This window comes from Sphingomonas sp. PP-CE-1G-424 (genome assembly GCF_004341085.1).
Taxonomy (GTDB): domain Bacteria; phylum Pseudomonadota; class Alphaproteobacteria; order Sphingomonadales; family Sphingomonadaceae; genus Sphingomonas.
Map to the genome: position 1 here is coordinate 592,121 of NZ_SLXW01000002.1, position 21,354 is coordinate 613,474.

Below are 21,354 nucleotides of genomic sequence, written 5' to 3' on the forward strand. Positions count from 1 at the left end.
CCTAAGTCCGACCGCCGTCATGCCGTCTTAGGAAAAACTCAGCTCAGCGCGTAACCGCAGCGATGCCACCAGCCGCGCCATTAGCCTCGTTAGTCTTGAACGCGACCGGTACGCCGCCCGACACACCCGACACGCGATCGCCGCGGACGATCAGGTGGAACTTCTGCCCCGACGGATAGCGGTGGCCGTCGATCACCTGGCGGCTGCCGTCCTGCGTCGAGGTATAGACATAGGTACTGCCCTCGTGGACGAAGCTCTGCTTGGTGTCGGCGGCCATGCCGATCGTCGAGGTGAGGGCTGCCGCTGCTGCTGCGATGATCTTGATAGCGTTGCGCATGATCGTATCTCCCGCGTGGTGCATCGAGCCGGATCGAGTCTCCACCCAACTCTCGATCCAGTGAAATATTGCGGCGCAGCATTAGTTGCAATTGCAAACCTATCCGTCGCGATTGCGTACCGTGCAACGACGAATTGCGGCGCGGATGCGACGAGCGGCGCGCGTGACATACTTGCACGACATTTGACGCGTACGCCGGGTGACGAAGGAGAAGCGTCGTGTCTGCTTCCAGTATCGCGCTCAATCGGTTTGGCCTCGGCGCAAGGCCCGGTGATACCATTGCCGGCGATCCGGCGAAGTGGGTGTTAGCACAGTGCGACCGGTTCGAGCCACGGCCAGCGGTGATCGCAACCGCGCCCTCGACTGCCGGGATTTCGGTCGGGCTTGTCGCCTATTACGCGCAGGAAAAGGCGCTCAAGGCGCAGTTCGGGCCCCGCACGCCGAAAGCTGCGATTGGCATGGATGGGAAGCCCGCGGTCTCCGGTCTCACAATGTCCGGCGCAATGAGTCCCGCCCCCGTGTCCCCGGGCGTTGCCCTCCCACCGATGGCGCAGCCTCTTGGCATGCCGGGCAAGATCGATCCCGGAACGGCGGCGCGGCAGGAGGCGCGACAAGTCATCGGGAAGCAAAGTCGCAACGATTACGGTGCGGCGGTCGCGGCGCGGACGATGGCCGCGCTGACCGGCGAGGCACCGTTCGTCGAGCGACTCGTGCATTTCTGGGCGAACCATTTCGCGGTCTCGACCGAGAAATTCGAGGTGATGGCGCTCGCCGGGCCAATGGAGTTCGAGGCGATCCGCCCGCATGTGCTGGGCAACTTCGCCGACATGCTGAACGCGGTCGAGCGGCATCCGGCGATGCTGCTGTATCTCGATCAGGCGGTATCGATCGGTCCAGACAGTCCCTTTGCAGTGCGGAAGACCAAGCGACGCACCGGGTTGAACGAGAATCTCGCGCGCGAGATCATGGAGTTGCACACGCTCGGCGTCCGCAGCGGCTACAGTCAGGCCGACGTCACCGAATTCGCGCGCGCGATGACCGGCTGGACGGTCGCGGGCATCGGTCGTGGCCCCGGCGCGCGCGTCCAGGACGATTCGCGCGCGGGCGCCTTCCTGTTCCTCGACGACGTTCATCAACCCGGCGATCGAACGGTGATGGGCAAGCTCTATCCCGCGGCGGGGGAAGCGCAGGCACAGGCGGTGCTGTCCGATCTTGCGGTCCACCCCGCGACGGCGACGCACATCGCGACGAAGCTCGCCCGGCACTTTGCGGGCGATACGCCACCGCCCGCGATGATCGCGCGGTTGAAGACGGCATTCCTGAAATCCGGCGGTGATCTTCCGACGGTCTATCGCGCGCTCGTCGCGTCGCCCGAAGCGTGGGTGCCGCAGCCGGTGAAGTTCAAGTCGCCGTGGGAATGGTATCTCTCGACGCAGCGCGCTCTTGGCACGACCATTGTCCAGCCCGGAGTCACGGTCGGAATGATGAACCAGCTCGGCCAGCCGATATGGCAACCGGGGCAGCCGGTTGGGTACGACGATATCGCCGGAGCCTGGGCCGGTCCCGACGCGATCCTGCGGCGTGTGGAGGCGGCGGAGCGGTTTGCGGCACGTGCCGGGCCGGTCGATGCGCGGGCGTTGGCGCCGACGCTGTACCCCGCCTCGCTCAGTCCCACCACTGCGCAGGGCCTGTCGCGCGCGGAAAGCCCCGCGCAGGCGCTCGCACTGTTGCTCGTCGCCCCCGAATCGCTGCGGAGATAGTCATGCTCGACCGTCGTTCCTTCCTCACCACCGGGTCGCTTGGCGTGCTGGCGTCCGCCTTCGCGCCTCGCATCGCCTTTGCGCGCGCGGCGACCGACAAGCGGTTCGTCTTCATCATCCAGCGCGGCGCGGCCGATGGTCTCGGCACGATCGGCGCGGTCGGCGATCCTGCGTTTGCGGGCGCACGGGGCGATCTCGCGGCGGACTTCGCCACGGGCGCAAAGCTCGACGGCATGTTCACGCTGCACCCGGCGATGACCGCGAGTGCCGGGCTTTACAAACAAGGTCAGGCGCTGTTCGCGCATGCGATCGCCTCGCCCTACCGCGATCGCTCGCATTTCGATGGCCAGAACGTCCTCGAGACCGGCGGCGCGAGCGCATACCAGGTCCGCGACGGCTGGCTCAACCGGCTGCTCGGCGTGCTGCCGGCCGACGAGGCACGCGCGATTGCGGTCGCGGCGACCGTGCCGATGGCACTGCGGGGGCGGCGCGAGGTAGCATCCTATGCGCCGTCGAGCCTGCCGGACGCGTCCGACGATCTGCTGCAACGCGTCGCGATGCTGTACGAGGGCGACCAGCAACTCCACGGCTTGTGGAGCGAGGCGATGGCCACGCGGCAACTCACCAGCGATCTCGCGCAGGATGGCGGGCGCAATGCAGCGGCGACCGGCGCGCTCGCCGCGCGCTTGCTCAAGCCCGACACCGGCGCGCGGATCGCGATGATCGAGACCGGCGGCTGGGATACGCACACTGGCCAACGCGGCCGACTGACCGCGCAATTGAAGGGCCTCGACGCGATGGTCGCATCGCTACAGGCGGGGCTGGGACCGCTATGGGCCGACACGATGGTGCTGGTCGCGACAGAGTTCGGGCGGACCGTCGCGGTCAACGGCACCGGCGGCACCGATCACGGCACGGGCACGTCTGCGATGCTGTTCGGCGGCGGCGTGAAAGGGGGCAGGGTAGTGTCCGACTGGCCGGGCCTGGCTCCCGCCGCGCTGTACGAGGCACGCGATTTGAAGCCGACGATGCAGCTCGATGCGTTCATCGGCGGCGCGGTGTCGTCGCATTTCGGCGTCGAGCCGGCCCGCGCGATGGCCGCGTTGTTTCCTGCGAGCGCAAGGACGGCGGTGGTTGAGGGGCTGGTGCGGGTCTGAGTGTAGGGGGGGCTGTAGATGCGCCCGGCCGAGTCGCCGCTCGCCCGCGCTTCTTTACCGGAAGAGCCGCAACCTTCACCAAGTCCGTCATCCTGACGAAAGTCAGGACCCAGAGTACCACATGTCGCCCTTTATAACCCTGGCTCCTGACTTTCGTCAGGATGACGGGGGGGGCTAAACATGTGCCCCATCCCATCCGTCGTCCCCGCGGAGGCGGGGACTTATATTCTTGGGACGGCAGCTATACCTCGCCTGGCTAGCCAGTATGGCGTCCCGCCTTCGCGGGAATGACGGTGGGACTGGTCGACACGTATCACCCGTCCCTCCAACGGGATTAAAATTGAGCGCAAAGCCGTGATGGTCTAGAGCGCGCGTTTCCTTGACGTACCGGGACTGCCATGACGCTCTACACCCGTTTCGCCGCGCATATCGATGCGGCGCTCGACACGCTGACCGCGGCGGGGACGTTGCCGGCTGGGCTCGACCGCAAGAACGTCACGGTCGAGCCGCCGCGCGACACCAGCCACGGCGATCTCGCGACCAACGCCGCGATGGTCCTTGCCAAGCCCGCCAAGACCAATCCGCGCGTGCTGGCCGATGCACTGGTCGCCGAACTGTCCAAGCTCGAGGACGTCGCCTCGGCGAGCGTCGCAGGCCCCGGCTTCATCAACATGAAGCTCACGGACGACGCCTGGCGTGCCGAATTGGCCGCGATTCCCAAGGCCGGCGCGGACTACGGCCGCTCGAAGCAGGGCGACGGGATCACCGTCAACATCGAGTATGTGTCGGCCAACCCGACCGGCCCGATGCACATGGGCCATTGCCGCGGTGCGGTGGTCGGCGATGCGCTTGCCAGCCTGCTCGAGTTCGCCGGGCACAAGGTGATCCGCGAATATTACGTCAACGATGCCGGCGGCCAGGTCGATGTGCTCGCGCGCTCCGTCCACCTCCGTTACCGCGAAGCGCTCGGCGAGACCGTCGAGATCCCCGAGGGCCTGTATCCCGGCGACTATCTCGTCCCCGTCGGCCAGTCGCTCGCGAAGGAGTTCGGTGACCGCTACGTCGGCGCGCCCGAGACCGAATGGCTGGTCATCTTCCGCACGCAGGCAGTCGCCGCGATGATGGTGATGATCCGTGCCGATCTGGCCTTGCTCGGGATCGAGCACGAGGTGTTCGCGTCGGAGGCAGAACTTCAGGCTGCGAAGAAGCCCGAAGCGGCCGAGGCGGAACTGCGCGCGCGCGATCTCGTCTATGACGGCGTGCTCGAAGCGCCGAAGGGCGAGACGCCCGACGATTGGGAGCCGGTCGAGCTGCCGCTGTTCCGCTCGTCGCAGTTCGGCGACGACCAGGATCGCCCGATCAAGAAGTCGAACGGGTCGTGGACCTATTTCGGCGCCGATCTCGCCTATCATTTCCAGAAGAGCCAGAGCGCCGATCAGCTGATCGACATCTGGGGCGCGGATCATGGCGGCACGGTCAAGCGGATCGTCGCGGCGGTGGCGGCGCTGACGGGCGGCAAGACGCGGTTCGACGTCAAGCTCGTCCAGATGGTCCGGCTGTTGCGCAACGGCGAGCCGGTCAAGATGTCGAAGCGGTCGGGCAATTTCGTCACGCTGGCCGATGTCGTGCGCGAGGTCGGCAAGGATGTCGTCCGCTTCACGATGCTCACGCGGCGGTCCGATGCGCAGATGGATTTCGACTTCGCCAAGGTGGTCGAGGCGTCGAAGGACAACCCGGTTTTCTATGTCCAGTACGCGCATGCTCGTATCGCATCGCTACATCGGCGCGCGGAAGAGGCGGGAATCACGCCTATTTCTGCGGATTTGTCCCGTCTTGATACGGACGAACTTGCTCTCGTACAGCTCGCAGCGCAGTTTCCGCGGCTAATCGAGATCGCCTCGACCGCGCGCGAACCACACAGAATTGCGTTCTATCTCTACGACTTGGCTGCAGCGTTCCATGCGCTATGGAATGTCGGAAACGACCGGCCCGACCGTCGTTTCCTGGTGATCGAGGATCCACAGGCGACCGCGGCACGGCTTTTCTTGGCGTCCGCTATAGGGCAGATTATTCATAACGGCCTCGCCATCATGGGTGTCGAAGCGGTTTCGGAGATGAAGTGATGGCCGAAGATATGGATCTGCGCGAGGAAGACCGGCTCCCCTGGCTCGAAACCGTCGAGCCGGACGAGCAGGAAACCGTTGGCATCGGCCGCGTCATTGCGCTCGTCGTGCTCGGTCTCGCGGTGCTCGCGGCGATCATCTTCGGCATCTACAAGCTGCAACAGCGCGCGCCGACCGGCGACGGCCAGATGATCGCCGCGCAGGAAGGCGACTACAAGGTCAAGCCCGACGACGCCGGCGGCCTGAAGGTCAAGGGCGAGGGCGATTCGGCGATCGCGACCAGTGCGGGGAAGTCGGGTAACGGCGCGATCGATCTGCGCGGCGTGCCGGAAGCGCCTGTCGACGGCAAGCGTGCGGTCGCGGCCAAGGCTGACGACGCAGCGGGTCGCAACGCGGTCGCACAGGTTCCTGCCTCGGGTGGTCGGCTGGTCGCCACGGCACCGCTGTCAGCGTCGAAGCCGAGTGGCGCCGGCGCGGCTACCGGCGGTTCGCTGGTCCAGCTCGGTGCGTATCCGAGCGAAGCAGTCGCCAACGCGGCCTGGACGAACTTCTCGAAGCGGTTCGCGTATGTCGGCGCGCTCGGCAAGTCGGTCCAGCCGGTCGCGACGGGCGGTCGGACCCTGTATCGTCTGCGCGTGAACGCAGGCAGCGCGAACCAGGCGGCGGATATCTGTGGCCGGTTGCGGGTCGCTGGCGAGACTTGCTTCGTCGCCAGCTAAGAGCTGTGGCGATCGGCGGGAGCTTACTGTTTGCCGCAGACCTTGGCTGAACGCCGGTTGTCATAGATCTATTTGTTGCGCGCGGTTTCGGTGGCGTGATGACACCGCCAAGGTGCGGCCGGCCTCGCGCACGGCGCTCTGCTTGAGGTTGTGCGCGTCGCGCTACGGTCGCGCGACGCTATCGCACAGTCGATCGTCTTCGCCTGGCTTGACGACCCGCTAGGGCATCACACCACGCGACGATGCTTTCCACCGTATTTGCGCCCGATATAATCGCCGATCTGTGCGACTTCGGTGGCTGCGGCGAGCGCGCCGTTCATCTGGCAAGGGAGTGGATCGCTATCGTGATTGGCGACCCGTGCCTGAACCTTGTCGCACAACTCCTCGATATCCGCGCGAGAGAGAACGTTCTTCTCTCGCAGCAGGCAGATGAGGCTTTGCAGGATGACCAGGTTTTTGTCCTCGGGGTCCGCTTCGAGCTTCAGGGGCGTTGCCATCATGCCTCTCCTTCAATGTTTTCAGTAGACTATGCCGATCTGGACCCGTTGCAAGCCCTAAAGCCAAAATTGGCGTACCGATTGCTCGAAATTGGAGGACTATCCTTCTGGTCCTCAGGCGTTTCGAGCGTCAATCCCGTACCGCATAAGCTATCTGCCATTCCTTCCGGATGCTGTCGGTCCGAGTGAAGCCGGGGTGACGGAACGGGTTGGCGTGCTTATCTGTGTGCGATGTACAAACCAAAAGCCGGTCTTCCGACGCGCGAGCAGATCCTCGACTTCATCGCCACGTCCGACGTGCCCGCGGGCAAACGCGAGATCGCCAAGGGCTTCGGGCTCAGCGCGCAGGACAAGATCGGGCTTAAAGCGTTGTTGAAGGATATGGCCGACGAGGGGCTGATCGATAGCGCGCCCGGTCGCGCGTTCCACAAAATGGGCGGCATTCCGAAGGTGACGGTGCTGCGGATCACGGACGTCGACGACGGCGGCAACGTCTGGGCGGTGCCCGAGCGTTGGGAGGCGGAGGGCGTGCCGCCGCCGCGGCTGCGCGTGCGCGAACGGAAACGCGGGGCGCTGGGCGTTGGCGAGCGGATCCTCGCGCGGACCGAGGAGGCCGGGAATGGCTGGATCGCGCATCCGATGAAGGTGCTCGCGCCGGCGTCCGAGCAAGTGTTGGGCGTGCTGCGCGAGGATGGCGGGCGGCTCTGGCTGACGGGGGTCGACAAGCGCGAGCGGCGTGAGTTCGCGGTCGCGGACGCGGGCGGCGCGGCACCGGGCGACCTCGTGCTGGCGGAACTTGCGGGCAAGCCGCCCAAGATCGCCGCCCGTGTCGTGCAGAAGCTCGGCGATCCGTTCGCGGCACGGAGTTTCTCCCTGATCGCAATCCACAAGCTCGGTATTCCCGACGTTTTCTCGCAGGAAGCGCTCGACGAAGCGGAGCGGGTCTCGAAGCTGCCGTTGGGTGAGGGGCGTGAGGATCTGCGCGATTTGCCGATCGTCGCGATCGATCCCGAGGATGCGCGCGATCACGACGATGCTGTCTGGGCCGAGGCGGACGAGGATCCCTCCAATGCGGGCGGCTGGAAGGCGATCGTCGCAATCGCGGACGTCAGTTTCTATGTGCGGCCGAAGTCCGAGGTCGACCGCGAGGCGCGGCGGCGCGGGAACTCGGTGTATTTCCCCGACCGGGTCGTGCCGATGCTGCCCGAGATCCTGTCGGCGGAGGTGTGTTCGCTGAAGGAAGGTGCCGACCGTGCCGCGCTCGCGTGCCATTTGCGGATCGGCAAGGATGGCTCGCTCAAGTCGTGGCGGTTCACGCGCGCGGTGGTGCGGATCGCCGCGAACCTTGCGTATGAAGAGGCGCAGGCGATCATCGACGCCGCATCGCCGGTGGTGGACGAGCGCGGCGATATGCTGAGCGCATTGCAGCCGCTCTGGGCTTGCTGGCATGCTCTGGCCAAGGCGCGGGATGCCCGCGCGCCGCTCGATCTCGACCTGCCGGAACGCCGTGTCGTGCTCGACGAGCAGGGCCGCATCATGTCGGTGTCCCCGCGCGAACGGCTCGACGCGCACCGGTTGATCGAGGACTACATGATCGCCGCCAATGTCGCGGCCGCCAAGGCGCTGGAGGCGAAGAAGGCGCCGGTCATGTACCGCATCCACGAGCCGCCGAGCCGCGAGAAACTGGCGGCGTTGAAGGAGTATCTGGAGACGTTCGACGTGCCGTTCGCGCTCGGGCAGGTCGTGCGGCCGGCGACGTTCAACCACATCATCGAGCGGATCGGCGACGCGGATTTCCGGCCGCAGGTGATGGAGCAGATCCTCCGCACCCAGACCCAGGCCTATTACGCGCCCGGCAATCACGGGCATTTCGGGCTTAGTCTCGGCAGCTACGCGCATTTCACCTCGCCGATCCGGCGCTATGCCGATCTGCTCGTTCATAGGTCGCTGGTGTCCGCCTATGGGCTCGGCGAGGGCGGGTTGCCGGCGGACGATGCGGCCAACATGGAGTCGGTCGGCGAGATCATCAGCCGGCTCGAACGCCGCGCAATGGAGGCCGAGCGCGATACCACCGATCGCTACGTCGCGGCGTTCCTGTCGGAGCGCGTCGGCCAGGTGATGGATGTGCGGATCACCGGCGTGACCAATTTCGGCTTCTTCGCGACGGTCGAGGGGATCGGCGGCGACGGCCTGATGCCGGTGCGCGATCTCGGCGGCGAATATTTCCGCTTCGACGAGGGCGCGCGGACGCTGACCGGCGAGCATAGCGGTGACGTCTTCGCGCAGGGCCAGACGATGGAATTGCGGCTTGCGGAGGCAAACCCCGTGTCGGGCGCTCTGCGCTTCGAGATGCCCGAGGGGAAGGGCGCGGCCCAGCCTCCACGGGGTGGGCGCAAGCCGGTGCGCGAGATCAAGCGGCGTGGGCGGCCTGCGAACATCCGCCATCAGGGCAAGCGGCGTTAGGAATTGCGCAAACCCCCCGCGCTATGCGAGATCGGCGCGGGGGGAAGAGTATGCGGGGACTTATTCTAGGCCGATCGCGTCGACGGATCGTCAAGGATTTCGTCGCGGCACGGGCCACGTCGGCTGATCGTGCGATCCCCTATGTGGCGAACGACGCGCGAATATTCCGCCAACTTCGAGTCTATGGCGCGATCGTCGACGACGGGGCCGGGCGTTACCATCTCGACGCCCGCAAACTTGGCGCATTTCGCGCTTCGGTACGACTTCGAGCCGCAGCGATCGTCGGGGTATCGGGCGTCGCTGCAAGCGTTGCGGCGGCGGCGACGGTCTTCGCGCTTGCCGAATAAGCTCTCGCCGGTAAATCCGAGCCCATCCGGCATGCCGATGGCGTTGCGTCCGCATCGGATCCGCGGAGCCATCCCGGCGCTGTTTCTAACGCGCCACGCGATCGGACCCGACGATGCGATCGCCTTCCTACCGCGTGATGCTCGGGAGCAGGCGGCGTTCGATCGGCTGCGCGCCAACGGCATCGTCCGCGAAACCGCACCAGGCCGCTTTTATTTCGATCTCGACGCGCATTATGCTGCGATCGAGCGACGCCGACGTCTCGCCGTACCGATCGCCATCATCGTGTCGGTGCTGATCGCCTGGATCGCCACGCGGTTCTTCCGCGGTTGATCACCCGACCGTGAAAGTAAGCCCCGCCTTCGCCACCAGCCGATCGCGCAACTTCGCCCCCATCAGCGCACCCGGTGTCCAGATCCCGCCATCGCCCTCCACGTCCTGGACGAGGCACAACGCCGCCTCGGCGATCATCTTGCTGGTCGAGCCATAGCCGGGATCGCGGTCGCCTGTGACGACCGCGTCGATCCGTTCGCCGCCTGGCATGATGCCGGCGAACAACAGGTCGTAATGCCCGGCGTCGCGCTCTTCCTTCGATGGTCCTTCACCTGGCTTCGGCCCCTTGTCGCCCGAGAATGGATTGAACTTCGCGATCGCCTCCGCCGCGACCTTGCCGATATCGCCCAGCCCCGCGACCATCATTTCGTCATAGACGAAGTCCGCGCCATAGGCCTCGCCGAGCAGGAAATTGGTGCGGTGGACGTTCTTGGTGTTGATAGGCGCCATCACGAACGGCGCGACCCAGGCCGAGAGGGTCGTGTCGTATTCGGGGAGCAGCCCGGTCGGCTGATGCGGTCCGCTGAAGCCCGGCGTGAGCGCGAACGGGCTGGTCAGCAGCTTGACGATGCCGGGATCGCGCGCTGCGGCGGCGAGCGTCGCCTTTAGGCTGGCCGCGGTGCCGCCGGAGAACGTCCCTTGCATCTTCCGCACGCGGCCTTTCACGCGGGGCGCTGGGATGCCGTATTTCGCCTTCGCCGCTTCCTGCAAGGTGAGCACGCCGAGATCGAAAGGGATCGAGTCGAAGCCGCAGGAGAACACGATCCGCGCACCGGTGCGCGTCGCTTCGCCCTCATGCGCGTCGATCATGTGGCGCATCCAGGCTGGCTCGCCGCACAGGTCGACATAACCAGTGCCGGTTGCAGCGCAGGCGGCGACGAGGTTGGAGCCGTACAGCTGGTACGGTCCGACCGTCGAGATGACCACGGTGGCACTCTGGGCCATTGCACGCAGGCTGGTGGGATCGTCGGAGTCGGCAGCGATAAGCGCCGTCTCGGCAGGCGCTCCGATCAGGTCGCGGACCTCCTGCAGTTTCGTGAGCGAGCGCCCCGCCATCGCCCATCTAACGCCGGTGGGATAGGTCTGGACGAGATACTCCGCCACGAGCCGGCCGGTGAACCCGGTCGCGCCGTAGATGACGATGTCGAAGTCGCGCATATCCATCTCCTGTTTTGCCAAGTTTGCGCGCGCGCGCATGGCATCGCAAGTGAAACGCCGTCGTCGGCATCGCTCGCCAAGGCCGCGGCGATCTGCGAGGATTGCTTGATGGCATCCGATCGCAAGACCGTCGCATTCATCGTCGACCAGCTCGCCGCGGCGGGGGAGGTCTCCGCAAAGCCGATGTTCGGCGAATACGGCGTCTATTGCGACGGCAAAATGGTCGCGCTGATCTGCGACGACCAGCTGTTCGTGAAGCCGACACCGGGCGGCCGCGCGTTCGCGGGGGCGATCGAGGAAGCGCCGCCCTATCCGGGCGCGAAACCGTGCCTGCTGGTCGACGCGGACCGCTGGGACGATGCCGAGTGGCTGGCGGAACTCGTCCGTATCTCGACCGCGGAACTGCCGATGCCGAAACCGAAGAAGCCCAAGCCCACGAAGGTTTAGGCGGCCTCGTTGAACTGCAGGCTCGCCAGCCGCGCATACAGCCCGCTGTTGGTCATCAGCGACGCGTGCGAGCCTTCCTCGACGATCTGACCATCGCTCATCACAATGATCCGCTCGGCCGCGCGTACGGTCGCTAGGCGGTGCGCAATGACTAGCGTGGTGCGGTTCGCCATGAGCCGTTCGAGCGCTTCCTGCACCAGTCGCTCGCTTTCGGCATCGAGCGCACTGGTGGCCTCGTCGAGCAGCAGGATCGGCGCATCGCGGAGGAGCGCGCGCGCGATCGTGACGCGCTGGCGTTGGCCGCCGGAAAGGCGTGCGCCGCCCTCGCCGAGGAACGTGTCGAGGCCTTCGGGGAGTTTGCGTAGGAATTCGGCGGCGTTGGCGGCTTCAGCGGCGGCCCAGAGTTGGTCGTCGGTTGCGGACCAGTCGCCGTAGCGGAGATTGTCGCGGGCCGAGGCGCCGAAGATGATCGTCTCCTGCGGCACCATCGCGATGCGTGCACGGACGTCGGCGGGGTCGGCATCGCGCAGGTCGATGCCGTCGAGCGTCACGCGGCCGGCGTCAGGGTCGTAGAAGCGCTGGACCAGCTGGAACAACGTGGTCTTGCCCGCGCCCGACGGGCCGACGACGGCGACCGTCTCGCCCGGCTTCACGTCGAGCGAGAAGCCGTTGAGCGCGGCGACGTCGCGGCGCGTCGGGTAGTGGAACTGCACCCCCTCGAACGCGAGCGCGCCGCGTGGCGGTTGGGGCAGGGCGACCGGGTTGGCGGGCGCGGCGATCTCGGGCTTTTCGCGGAGCAACTCGGACAGGCGTCCGGCCGCACCGGCGCCGCGCAACAGGTCGCCATAGACTTCGGTCAGCGCGCCGAACGCGCCTGCGACGATGCCTCCGGTCAGTACGAACGCGGCGATCGCGCCGCCGCTGATGCGGCCGGCGGCTACGTCGATTGCGCCTTCCCACAGGACCAATGTGATCGATCCGAAGACGAGGCCGATTACGATCGCGGTCATCACCGCACGCAGCATGATCCGCGCGCGAGCCGCGGCAAACGTCGCGCCGACCGCGTCCGCGAACCGCGCGGCCTCGCGGTCTTCTTGCCCGAATGCCTGCACGACCTTCATCGCGCCGAGCGTCTCGGTCGCGATCGAGCCGACGTCGGCGACTCGGTCCTGCGACGTGCGCGAGTAATTGCGGACGCGCTTGCCGAGCAGCGCGATCGGCAGGATGATCAGCGGGATGCCGATCATCAGCATGCCCGCGAGCTTCGGCGAGATCGCGAACAGGTAGATCAGCCCGCCGATGCCGGTGAAGGTGTTGCGGAGCGCTATCGACACCGTGCTGCCGACGACTTGTTCGATCAGCGCAGTATCCGACGTGAGGCGCGAGGCAATCTCGGACGGGCGGTTCTCTTCGAAGAAGCGCGGTGTCAGGCGGAGCAGGTGGCGCTGCACGTTGGTGCGGATGTCCGCGACGACGCGCTCGCCGAGCCACGAGACGTAATAGAAGCGCACCGCGGTCGCGAGCGCGAGCACCACGACGATCATCAGCAAATAGTGGAACGAGTTGGCGACCGACCCGCCCGCGCCGGGGCCGAAGCCGCGGTCGATGACGCGCTTGAACCCGTACGGAATGCCGATCGTCGCCGCCGACGTCATCATCAGCGCAAGCCCCGCGAACGCGATCTGGCGAGGATATTGGGAGGCGTGACGCCACACCATCGCGAGATCGCCGATCCGGCGGGACGTCTTCTCTTCGGGTATCGGCTTGGCCATGCGCGGTGCCTAGCAGTGGCGGGGGTAGCGCTCAACGAGAACCGGGCGTCGCAGCGAGCGGTGATCCGGTCGCGCGGGACGGAGCGGCGGTCGATCGCGCGTTGCACTGCGGCAAAATTGCGTTACCACCGTGCAAAGCCCGATGAGGCGAGAGGATACCGCATGCTCTACGATGCCTATGAATTCCAGCGTTCGATGATGGCCGGCGCCAGCAAGATGGCGAGCTTCGGCGCGGATATGCTGAACAATCCGGCAAACCCGTTCGCCTATTTGGGCGGCGGCACGGTGGTCGCATCGGCGCTCGAAGTGTTCGCACACGCGAATGCGACGCGGGGAAAGCCTGCCTTTGGTCTCGACACGACGACGATCGACGGGCGCGAGGTCGCGGTGCGCGAGGAGATCGTGCTGCGGAAGGGCTTCGGGCAGCTGAAGCGCTTCGTGCGCGCCGATGACAATGGGGTCGTCGAGGGCGGTCCGAAGCTGCTGATCGTGGCGCCGATGTCCGGCCATTACGCGACATTGCTGCGCGGCACCGTCGAGCGGATGCTGCCGTTCGCCGACGTCTACATCACCGACTGGCGCGATGCGCGCAGCGTGCCGCTGTCGGCGGGGCGGTTCGATCTCGACAACTACATCGATTATCTGATCGCCTTCCTGGAAAAGATCGGTCCCAACGAGGGGCAGGGGGGCACGCACATGCTCGCCGTCTGCCAGCCCTCGGTGCCATGTTATGCCGCGGTCGCGTTGATGAGTGCGGACAAGAACCCGTGTCGTCCCAAGACGCTGACGATGATGGGCGGACCGGTCGATACGCGCGAGGCGCCGACGTCGGTCAACACGCTGGCGACCGAGCGGCCGCATGCGTGGTTCGAGCAGAACGTCATCGCGACCGTGCCGGGCAATTATCCCGGTGCGGGGCGGAAGGTGTATCCCGGCTTCCTCCAGCTTGCCGGGTTCATGTCGATGAATTTGGGCAACCATATGGTCTCGCATTGGGAGATGTATAAGCATCTCGTCCAGGGCGACGGCGAGAGCGCGTCGCAAAGCCAGGATTTCTACGAGGAATACCGGTCGGTCTGCGACATGACCGCGGAATTCTATCTCCAGACGATCGACGTCGTGTTCCAGAACCATGCGCTGCCGCGTGGGATCATGACGCATCGGGGTCGGCTGGTTGATCCGGCGGCGATCACTGACGTGGGTCTGCTCGCGGTCGAGGGCGAGCGTGATGATATTTCGGGGTTGGGGCAGACCAAGGCTGCGCTGACGCTGGCGACTGCGCTACCCGACGAGAAGAAGCGCTATCTGATGGCGGAAGGGGCCGGTCATTACGGCATCTTCAACGGCACGCGCTGGCGGGAGAAGATCGCGCCGGTGGTGGAGGAGTTCATCACCGCGCATGGGTAAGAAAAACGGGCAGCCCTCGCAGGCTGCCCGCAGTCGTTACGCGATCGAGTTTACCACCGCGTGGCTGCTCGACTCGTCCGAACGGATCGTGCCGCCGAACAGCATCTTGAGGCGGCCGCCGATCGAGATATCGGTTTCCCACAGCTCGGCGCTGTCGATGTCGAAGCGCAGCAGCGTCAGGTTGGGGTCTTCCTTGCCGCCCGGAAACCATGCCTCGACCTGGTTGTTCCAAAGCTTGTCGATCTGCGTGCGGTCGTTCGACGTCGAGACGTCGCCAGCCATGCACGCGAAGAAATCATGGCCCTTGCCGACGAACTGCGCCATCGCGGCGCCGCCCTTGGCGATGCGGTTGTCGCGACCGGCGAAGAAGAACAGCGTGTTGGGCTGATCGTCGTCGATCTGCGCGGTCATCGGCTCGGAATGCTGGCCATCGTTGAGGCCGATCATCACGAACGGGCTCGACTTCAGCTTCTCGATGAACTTCGCTGCGACTTCCTGCGGGGTATCCTTGTCGGCCATCGTCATTCTCCTATTGGCTTGGATTGCCACTGAGAACGGGCGGGGCGGAGGTTGGTTGCGCGGGGGCGGCCGATCGGCGCACGCGATGCCGCTTGGTGAAAGTGCGTGCGACGCGCCATGGTGGCGACGGCAGCAGTCCTGCTGCTGAACACGAAAGGATCGAGAATGTCTCTTGTCGATCTGTGTCTGATACTGGGCGTGCTCGTCGCCTTCGCAACCTTGGTTGTGAAGATCATCGAAGTTGCACGTAGAGGAGTAAGCACACGGGCGAGGCTCGATCTAGCAGTCGAGTCCCAAACGTATTGAGCCCCAGCCGCTAGCACGACCGGGGCTCACACAGAAAGGCGAGAATGTCCTTCGCCGAACTCTAAATATCCCTTTGCCGGATACCTTGCAAGGTCACAGCACTTCGAACAACCCGGCTGCGCCCATGCCGCCGCCGACGCACATCGTGACGACGACATACTTCGCGCCGCGACGCTTGCCTTCGATCAGCGCGTGGCCGGTCGCGCGGGCGCCGGTCATGCCGTAGGGGTGGCCGATTGAGATCGCGCCGCCGCTGACGTTGAGCAGCTCGTCGGGGATGCCGAGATTGTCGCGGCAATACAGGACCTGCACCGCGAACGCCTCGTTGAGTTCCCACAGGCCGATATCGTCCATCTTGAGGCCGAAGCGCTTGAGCAGCTTGGGGATCGCCACCACGGGGCCGATGCCCATCTCGTCGGGCTCGGTGCCGCCGACCGCCATGCCGACATAGCGACCGAGCGGCTGGAGACCGCGCTGCGAGGCGATCTTCTCTTCCATCAGGACCGATGACGACGAGCCGTCCGACAACTGCGACGCGTTGCCCGCGGTGATCGTGAAGTCGGGGCCCATAACCGGCTTCAGCGACTGGAGACCTTCCAACGTGGTGTCGGCGCGGTTGCCCTCGTCCTTGGTGATCGTCACGTCCTTGTACGTAACTTCCTTGGTCGCCTTGTCGACGATCGCCATGTTGGCGTCGACGGGAATGATCTCCGCGTCGAAATAGCCCGCGGCCTGCGCGGCGGCGGTGCGCTGCTGCGACTGGAGCGCGTAGGCGTCCATCGCGTCGCGGCTGATGCCATAGCGCTTGGCGACGACCTCGGCGGTCTGCAGCATCGGCATGTAGACGTCCTTGTGCATCGCGATCAGCTGGGGATCGGGCGCGACGCGCATCTGCGGGGTCTGGACGAGGCTGATGCTCTCGACGCCGCCGCCGATCGTGATGTCCATGTTGTCGGTGATGATCTGCTTGGCGGCGGTGGCGATCGCCATCAGGCCCGACGCGCACTGGCGGTCGACCGACATGCCCGAGACGGTGACGGGGAGCCCGGCGCGCAGCAACGACGTGCGGGCGATGTTGCCGGCCTGGTGACCTTGCTGGAGCGCGCAGCCGAAAACGACGTCGTCGACTTCCGCGCCGTCGATGCCGGCCCGCTCGACCGCGGCCTTGATCGAATGCGAGGCTAACGTGGGGGCGGGGGTGTTGTTGAAGCCGCCGCGATAGGCGCGGCCGATGGGGGTGCGGGCGGTGGAGACGATGACGGCTGAACGCATGGGTATATCCTTATCTGCTCCCTTCCCGCTTGCGGGAGGGGTTGGGGGAGGGGGTGGCCAAAGCAACCGGCGCAATCGCGGCTATCTCGGACCCTCCCCTGACCCCTCCCGCAAGCGGGAGGGGAATGAGTGTTCAAACGAAGACCTGGCTGATCCATTCGGCGATCAGGGCAGGCTTTTCCTGCCCTTCGATCTCGACGGAGAAGGCGTTGGTCTGCTGCCACTGGCCGGGGCGCTTTTCGTCGAACGAGAGCAGCTTGAACCGGCCGCGGACCTTCGAGCCGGAGCGGACGGGGGTCAGGAAGCGGACCGAATTTCCGCCGTAATTGACGCCCATCTTGGCACCCTCGATGGTCGGCGCATCGGGCACCTTCGACGACAGCAACGGCATCAGCGACAGCGTTAGGAAGCCGTGTGCGATCGTGCCGCCGAACGGGGTCTGCGCCGCGCGTTCAGGATCGATGTGGATAAACTGGTGGTCGCCCGTCGCGTCGGCGAACTTGTCGATCATGGCCTGCGTGACCTCAACCCAGTCGGACACCGTTTCGGTGCCGACGCGGCCCTGCATCTCGGCGGTGGTGATCGTGGCCACGGGGTTCCTCTCAGGTTGGCGCTGAACGCTAATGCGTCTCTAACCGCGGCAGCAAGGCTCCTGCAAGCCTCGACCAACCTAAAAGAGGAAAAACCCGTATTTGCTCAGGTGGAAGCGCGAACCCGATGTTCTAAACGTTGTCGCTGGCCGCTGTGGGTTTGGGGTAGGGCATCACCACCGAGCCATCGGGTGCGGCCATCATGTTCACCTGCGTCGGGAAGGCGATCTCGATCTTCTCGTCGTTGAAGCGCTTCAGGATGGCGATGCCGACCGCCGTGCGGCCGTCGTAGAAGCTCGCGTAATCGGGCCCCTTGCTGTCGAACTGGACCTCGAAATCGAGGCTCGACGCGCCGAAGCCGGTGAAGCCGGCGCGGGTGAAGATCTTGTCGTTGGCTTCGACGATCTCCTTCAGCATCGCGGGGATGCGCGAGCAGACTTCGGGGGGTGTCGAATAGGTGACGCCAATGACGAACTTCGCGCGGCGGTGGTTGCGCTGCGTGTTGTTGAGGATCTCCTTGTTGAGGAGGTTCTTGTTCGAGATCACGCGCTCCTCGCCGTCGATGCCGCGGATGCGTGTCGATTTGAGGCCGATCGCCTCGACGCTGCCCGAGGCGGTGTCGTAGCTGATCGAGTCGCCGCGGCGGAACGGGCGGTCGAAGATGATCGCGAGCGCGGCGAACAGGTCGGCGAAGATGCCCTGCGCCGCCAGGCCGATCGCGATGCCGCCGACGCCCAACCCCGCGACGAGGCCGGTGACGTTGACCCCGAGATTGTCGAGCACCACCACCAGCGCGACGGCGAACACGACGAACGTGACGAGCAGGCGGATCAGGCCCATCGCCGAGAGCAGCGCTTCGCCCGAATAATGTTCGGACTGCGTGCGGTGCTCTATCGCGCCGAGGATGATCTCGCGGACCCAGACGGCGGCCTGGAACACGGCGGCGACGGTGAAGAGGAAATTAATCGTCGTCGCGACCTCGCCGGGGGCGGCGGAATAGCCGGCGACCAACTTGGCGGCGAGCATGACGATGAAGAAATTGCCGGTGCGGGCGACCGCCTTGCCGACGACGATGCCCCAGCCGTTGAGCGCGCGCGGGCGTTCGCAGAGTTTGCTGCCGAAGCGGCGTGCGGTGTGGAGCGCGACGACGATCACCGCGCCGATTCCGAACGCGATCAGGATCTGGAGCCAATAGGCTTGCACCCACGCGAAGCTGGCGGTGACAAAGCCCTGCGCCTGGTCGCCGACGTCGCTCGCGTCGAAGACCGGCTTTTTGGGGACGGCGGTTGTGTTGGACATGGAAATACTCGTCAGGCCGCTTTTGCGAGGGTTGCGGTCGCGGGCGTGCCGGCTTCGAGAAACGTGATGAGTCCACATTCCTCGCGGCTCATGTAGCGCTTGGCGCGGGGGAGGCGGAGCGCCTTGCGGAAGGTCGACTGACCGGTCTTCACCAGCGCGATCAGCGACGGGTGGACATAGCTTTTGCGCGCGATCGCGTGCGTGTTGCCGAGCCGCGCGACGACGGGCTCGAGCATCGACTTGAGGCTGAGGTCGCGTTCGGCCGACGCGAGTGCCTCGAACGCGGCGACGCTGGCGGCCCAAGTCCGAAAATTCTTGGCGGTGAAATCGGTGCCGGTGACGTCGCGGATGTAGCAGTTGACGTCGGTCGAGGTGACGGGGTGCGCGACGCCGGCATCGTCGAGCCATGCGAACAGGTGCTGTTCGTCGAGGTCCTGGCATTTCTTGACGAAGCTGCTGAGCGAGCGGTCGGTGATCTTGAGCGTCCGCATCTTGCCGGACTTGCCCTTGTACTGGAGCTTCAGCGTCGCGCCCTTCACTTCACCGTGGCGTTTGCGCAACGTGGTGGCGCCGAAGCTCTCGTTCCCCTCCGCGTAAGCCTCATTGCCGATGCGGATATGGCCGCCGTCGAGCAGGCGGATGACCGCGGCGACCGCGCGTTCGCGGGTGAGCGAGCGTTTGCGGAGATCGGCTTCGACCGCCTTGCGGATCTTGGGGAGCGCATGGCCGAAGTCGGCGCAGCGTTCGTATTTGGCGGCCTCCTGTGCTTCGCGAAAACCCAGATGATAGCGGTATTGTTTGCGCCCCTTCTCGTCCCAGCCGACCGCCTGGATATGGCCGTTGGGCTTGGGGCAGAACCAGGCGTCGCGGTAGGCGGGGGGCAGGCCGACCGCGTTCAGCCGGTCGATCTCGTCGCGGTCGGTGATGCGTTCGCCCTTGGCATCCCAATAGCCCCAGCCGTTCCGCATCTTCTTGCGGGTGATGCCGGGCTTGGAGTCGTCGGAATACACGATCTTGGTGGGCAATGTGGTGGTCCCTTGGGGGCGTCTGATTCTGACTATCTCTGCAAATGTTCGGGAAGGCGCATCGTTCCGGAACGAGGCGGGCTGCGCTTGGTTGAGGGGGCACGGGATTTCACTGGAGACATGACATGGCCGATCTTTCCCAAGCTCGCGTATTGATGCTCGCTGCCGATGGTTTCGAGACCGTCGAACTGTTCGAACCGCGGAAAGCGCTGGAGGCGGCGGGCGCGAAGGTGACGCTCGCGTCGATAAAGACCGACCCGATCCAGGGCATGAAGGGCGACATCAACAAGGCCGAGACGGCGACGCCCGACCTGACGCTCGATGAGGTCGATACCGACGATTACGACGCGCTGGTGCTGCCGGGCGGCGTCGCCAACCCGGACACGATGCGTCAGGAAGAGCGCGCGATCGAGATCATCACCGAGTTCATGGAAGACGGCAAGATCATCGCCGCGATCTGCCATGCGCCGTGGTTGCTGGCCGAGGCGGACGTGATCGATGGACGCCGCGTGACGAGCTTCCCGTCGATCCGCACGGACCTGGAGAATGCGGGTGCGGACGTGGTGGACGAGGAGGTCGTAGTCGACGGCAATCTGATCACGAGCCGCAAGCCGGATGATATTCCTGCGTTCAACAAGGCGATCATCGACGCGCTGGAGGAAGAACTGGCCGACGAACCGGTCGACTGATCCGAAAAGTCTGCCCGCGCTTCCTTGTTCTCCCGCGAAGGCGGGAGCCCAGACTGGGTCCCCGCCTTCGCGGGGAAACAGGGGGCGGTCTAGCGGGCGTTGAGCCAGCGTTGCGCCGGGCGTTCGATCAGGTGGTAGAGCGCGATCGAGGCCAGCAGTACCAGGCTTAGGTACAGTGCGATCAGCACCGGCGGGACAGCCGCCGCGTTGCTGACGAACAGCAGCTTGAACACCACCCACAGCATGAAATGGCCGAGATACGTGGCGTAGCTGATCTCGCCGAGATAGTGGATCGCCCGGCTGGAGAGCGGATTGTGATTTGCCGCGGTTGTGAGCGCCAATACAAGTAGCAGGCAAGCGAACGCAGCCGGGACCATCAGCGTTTCGGCTGCTCCAGCCGCCCAGGCTGCGAGAAGCGTGATGCCTGCGGTTGACGCAGCGATAACGATCGGCCTTTTCCTAGCATCACGCCACCGCAGCCAGAGCGCGCTCACGATCGTACCGGTCGCGAACTCGGTCAGGCATCGCAGCAATCCGTAGCGCGGGATATCGGTATCGAGCGTCGGGGCGGCCGTCGTGAGGTAGAGCAGCACGAGGATCGCCAGTGCGACGACCAGCAAGACCGGGCTGGCTAGCCGCCGCCAGTCGACCGTCGCAATCAGCAGCGGAAACAGCAGATAGGCGCCGAGTTCGGCGCTGATCGACCAGCTCGGATCGTTCCAGGCCAGGCGGTCCGTGAACCCCCAATTCTGCAAGAGCAGTATGTCGAGCGGGAGTCGTGCGAAGGGATAATCGACCGGGTCGGCGCGGCCGGTCGCGACGAACACCAGCGCGAGCGCCACCGCACCCGCCAGCACGACGACGTGCAGCGGCCAGATCCGCGCGATCCGCTTGCGCAGGAACGGGGCGATCCCGGCGACGCCTTGCGCGCGCAGGCGCTCATGCCAGGTCAGCCAGATCACGAAGCCGGACAACAAGAAGAAGAAGTCGACTGCTAGATAGCCCTTGGCGAGGATATCGAGCGCCGCCTGCGGAAGCCCGGCGATCGACAGCCGGATGTGGTAGAGGACGACCAGCCACGCGGCGAGACCGCGCGCGCCGGTCAGCGCCCGAAGCTCGGTCTTCACGTGCGAGTC

At 65.5% G+C, this 21,354-nt stretch carries 20 protein-coding genes; 10 read left to right on the forward strand and 10 right to left on the reverse strand.

What is annotated here, in order from left to right; translation table 11 throughout:
• Positions 1–43: 43 nt before the first annotated feature.
• Complete coding sequence (locus tag C8J43_RS07800; protein ID WP_243645468.1) at positions 44–337, reverse strand: hypothetical protein; 294 nt, start codon at positions 335–337, stop codon at positions 44–46.
• 218 nt (positions 338–555) lie between these two features.
• Between C8J43_RS07800 and C8J43_RS07805 the strand changes: the two genes are divergently transcribed.
• The 4 genes from C8J43_RS07805 to C8J43_RS07820 all read left to right on the forward strand — a co-directional run bounded on the left by C8J43_RS07805 (position 556) and on the right by C8J43_RS07820 (position 6,096).
• A complete protein-coding gene (locus C8J43_RS07805) occupies positions 556–2,097 on the forward strand; it encodes a DUF1800 domain-containing protein (protein ID WP_133030397.1) in 1,542 nt (513 codons plus the stop codon).
• Between the two features lie 2 nt (positions 2,098–2,099).
• Positions 2,100–3,254, forward strand: a complete 1,155-nt coding sequence (locus C8J43_RS07810; RefSeq protein ID WP_133030398.1) for a DUF1501 domain-containing protein — start codon at positions 2,100–2,102, stop codon at positions 3,252–3,254.
• Positions 3,255–3,652: 398 nt separating this feature from the next.
• Complete coding sequence (argS, locus tag C8J43_RS07815; protein ID WP_133030399.1) at positions 3,653–5,377, forward strand: arginine--tRNA ligase; 1,725 nt, start codon at positions 3,653–3,655, stop codon at positions 5,375–5,377.
• On the forward strand, positions 5,377–6,096 hold the full coding sequence (locus tag C8J43_RS07820; protein ID WP_107961713.1) for an SPOR domain-containing protein: 720 nt from the start codon (positions 5,377–5,379) through the stop codon (positions 6,094–6,096). Before argS ends, C8J43_RS07820 begins: the two co-directional genes overlap by 1 nt.
• Before the next feature lie 227 nt (positions 6,097–6,323).
• Here C8J43_RS07820 and C8J43_RS07825 read toward each other — a convergent pair whose 3' ends face one another.
• Positions 6,324–6,593, reverse strand: a complete 270-nt coding sequence (locus C8J43_RS07825; RefSeq protein WP_056052907.1) for a hypothetical protein — start codon at positions 6,591–6,593, stop codon at positions 6,324–6,326.
• Positions 6,594–6,824: 231 nt separating this feature from the next.
• Here C8J43_RS07825 and rnr point away from each other — a divergent pair, with 231 nt between their 5' ends.
• From rnr to C8J43_RS07840, 3 genes are read left to right on the forward strand one after another with little or no spacing between them, the layout of a single operon-like run.
• Positions 6,825–9,056, forward strand: a complete 2,232-nt coding sequence (gene rnr / locus C8J43_RS07830) for a ribonuclease R (protein ID WP_133030400.1) — start codon at positions 6,825–6,827, stop codon at positions 9,054–9,056.
• A 50-nt stretch (positions 9,057–9,106) separates the two neighbouring features.
• Positions 9,107–9,403, forward strand: coding sequence for a hypothetical protein (locus C8J43_RS07835; protein WP_121884445.1), 297 nt, complete (start codon positions 9,107–9,109; stop codon positions 9,401–9,403).
• 31 nt (positions 9,404–9,434) lie between these two features.
• Positions 9,435–9,734, forward strand: a complete 300-nt coding sequence (locus tag C8J43_RS07840) for a hypothetical protein (protein ID WP_133030401.1) — start codon at positions 9,435–9,437, stop codon at positions 9,732–9,734.
• Here the strand turns inward: C8J43_RS07840 and C8J43_RS07845 are convergent, their stop codons facing one another.
• Positions 9,735–10,892 (reverse strand): saccharopine dehydrogenase NADP-binding domain-containing protein, encoded by a 1,158-nt coding sequence (locus C8J43_RS07845; RefSeq protein WP_133030402.1) that lies wholly within the window; start codon positions 10,890–10,892, stop codon positions 9,735–9,737. It abuts the gene before it with no gap.
• A gap of 108 nt (positions 10,893–11,000) precedes the next feature.
• Between C8J43_RS07845 and C8J43_RS07850 the strand changes: the two genes are divergently transcribed.
• On the forward strand, positions 11,001–11,339 hold the full coding sequence (locus tag C8J43_RS07850; protein WP_056051304.1) for a TfoX/Sxy family protein: 339 nt from the start codon (positions 11,001–11,003) through the stop codon (positions 11,337–11,339).
• On the opposite strand, the gene C8J43_RS07855 is transcribed toward C8J43_RS07850, so the two are convergent.
• On the reverse strand, positions 11,336–13,111 hold the full coding sequence (locus C8J43_RS07855) for an ABC transporter transmembrane domain-containing protein (RefSeq protein ID WP_133030403.1): 1,776 nt from the start codon (positions 13,109–13,111) through the stop codon (positions 11,336–11,338). The two genes, C8J43_RS07850 and C8J43_RS07855, sit on opposite strands and share 4 nt — an antisense overlap.
• Before the next feature lie 162 nt (positions 13,112–13,273).
• Here C8J43_RS07855 and phaZ point away from each other — a divergent pair, with 162 nt between their 5' ends.
• A complete protein-coding gene (gene phaZ, locus C8J43_RS07860) occupies positions 13,274–14,518 on the forward strand; it encodes a polyhydroxyalkanoate depolymerase (protein WP_133030404.1) in 1,245 nt (414 codons plus the stop codon).
• Between the two features lie 36 nt (positions 14,519–14,554).
• On the opposite strand, the gene C8J43_RS07865 is transcribed toward phaZ, so the two are convergent.
• From C8J43_RS07865 to C8J43_RS07890, 5 genes are all read right to left on the reverse strand, one after another.
• On the reverse strand, positions 14,555–15,037 hold the full coding sequence (locus C8J43_RS07865) for a pyridoxamine 5'-phosphate oxidase family protein (RefSeq protein ID WP_133030405.1): 483 nt from the start codon (positions 15,035–15,037) through the stop codon (positions 14,555–14,557).
• 399 nt (positions 15,038–15,436) lie between these two features.
• Positions 15,437–16,615: an acetyl-CoA C-acyltransferase gene (locus tag C8J43_RS07875; protein WP_133030406.1), complete on the reverse strand. Its 1,179-nt coding sequence runs from the start codon at positions 16,613–16,615 to the stop codon at positions 15,437–15,439.
• A 133-nt stretch (positions 16,616–16,748) separates the two neighbouring features.
• The gene (locus C8J43_RS07880) at positions 16,749–17,207 is read right to left on the reverse strand and encodes a MaoC family dehydratase (RefSeq protein WP_133030407.1); all 459 of its coding nucleotides are present in this window, start codon (positions 17,205–17,207) and stop codon (positions 16,749–16,751) included.
• 130 nt (positions 17,208–17,337) lie between these two features.
• Positions 17,338–18,504, reverse strand: a complete 1,167-nt coding sequence (locus C8J43_RS07885) for a mechanosensitive ion channel domain-containing protein (protein WP_133030408.1) — start codon at positions 18,502–18,504, stop codon at positions 17,338–17,340.
• 11 nt (positions 18,505–18,515) lie between these two features.
• Positions 18,516–19,472 carry a DNA topoisomerase IB gene (locus tag C8J43_RS07890; protein ID WP_133030808.1) on the reverse strand — a complete coding sequence of 319 codons (957 nt, stop codon included), beginning with the start codon at positions 19,470–19,472 and terminating at the stop codon, positions 18,516–18,518.
• A 182-nt stretch (positions 19,473–19,654) separates the two neighbouring features.
• On the opposite strand from C8J43_RS07890, the gene C8J43_RS07895 reads away from it, so the two are divergent.
• On the forward strand, positions 19,655–20,218 hold the full coding sequence (locus C8J43_RS07895) for a type 1 glutamine amidotransferase domain-containing protein (protein ID WP_056065353.1): 564 nt from the start codon (positions 19,655–19,657) through the stop codon (positions 20,216–20,218).
• Positions 20,219–20,307: 89 nt separating this feature from the next.
• Here the strand turns inward: C8J43_RS07895 and C8J43_RS07900 are convergent, their stop codons facing one another.
• Entirely contained in the window at positions 20,308–21,345 is a 1,038-nt protein-coding gene (locus tag C8J43_RS07900) for an acyltransferase (protein WP_133030409.1), read from the reverse strand.
• Positions 21,346–21,354: the final 9 nt, after the last annotated feature.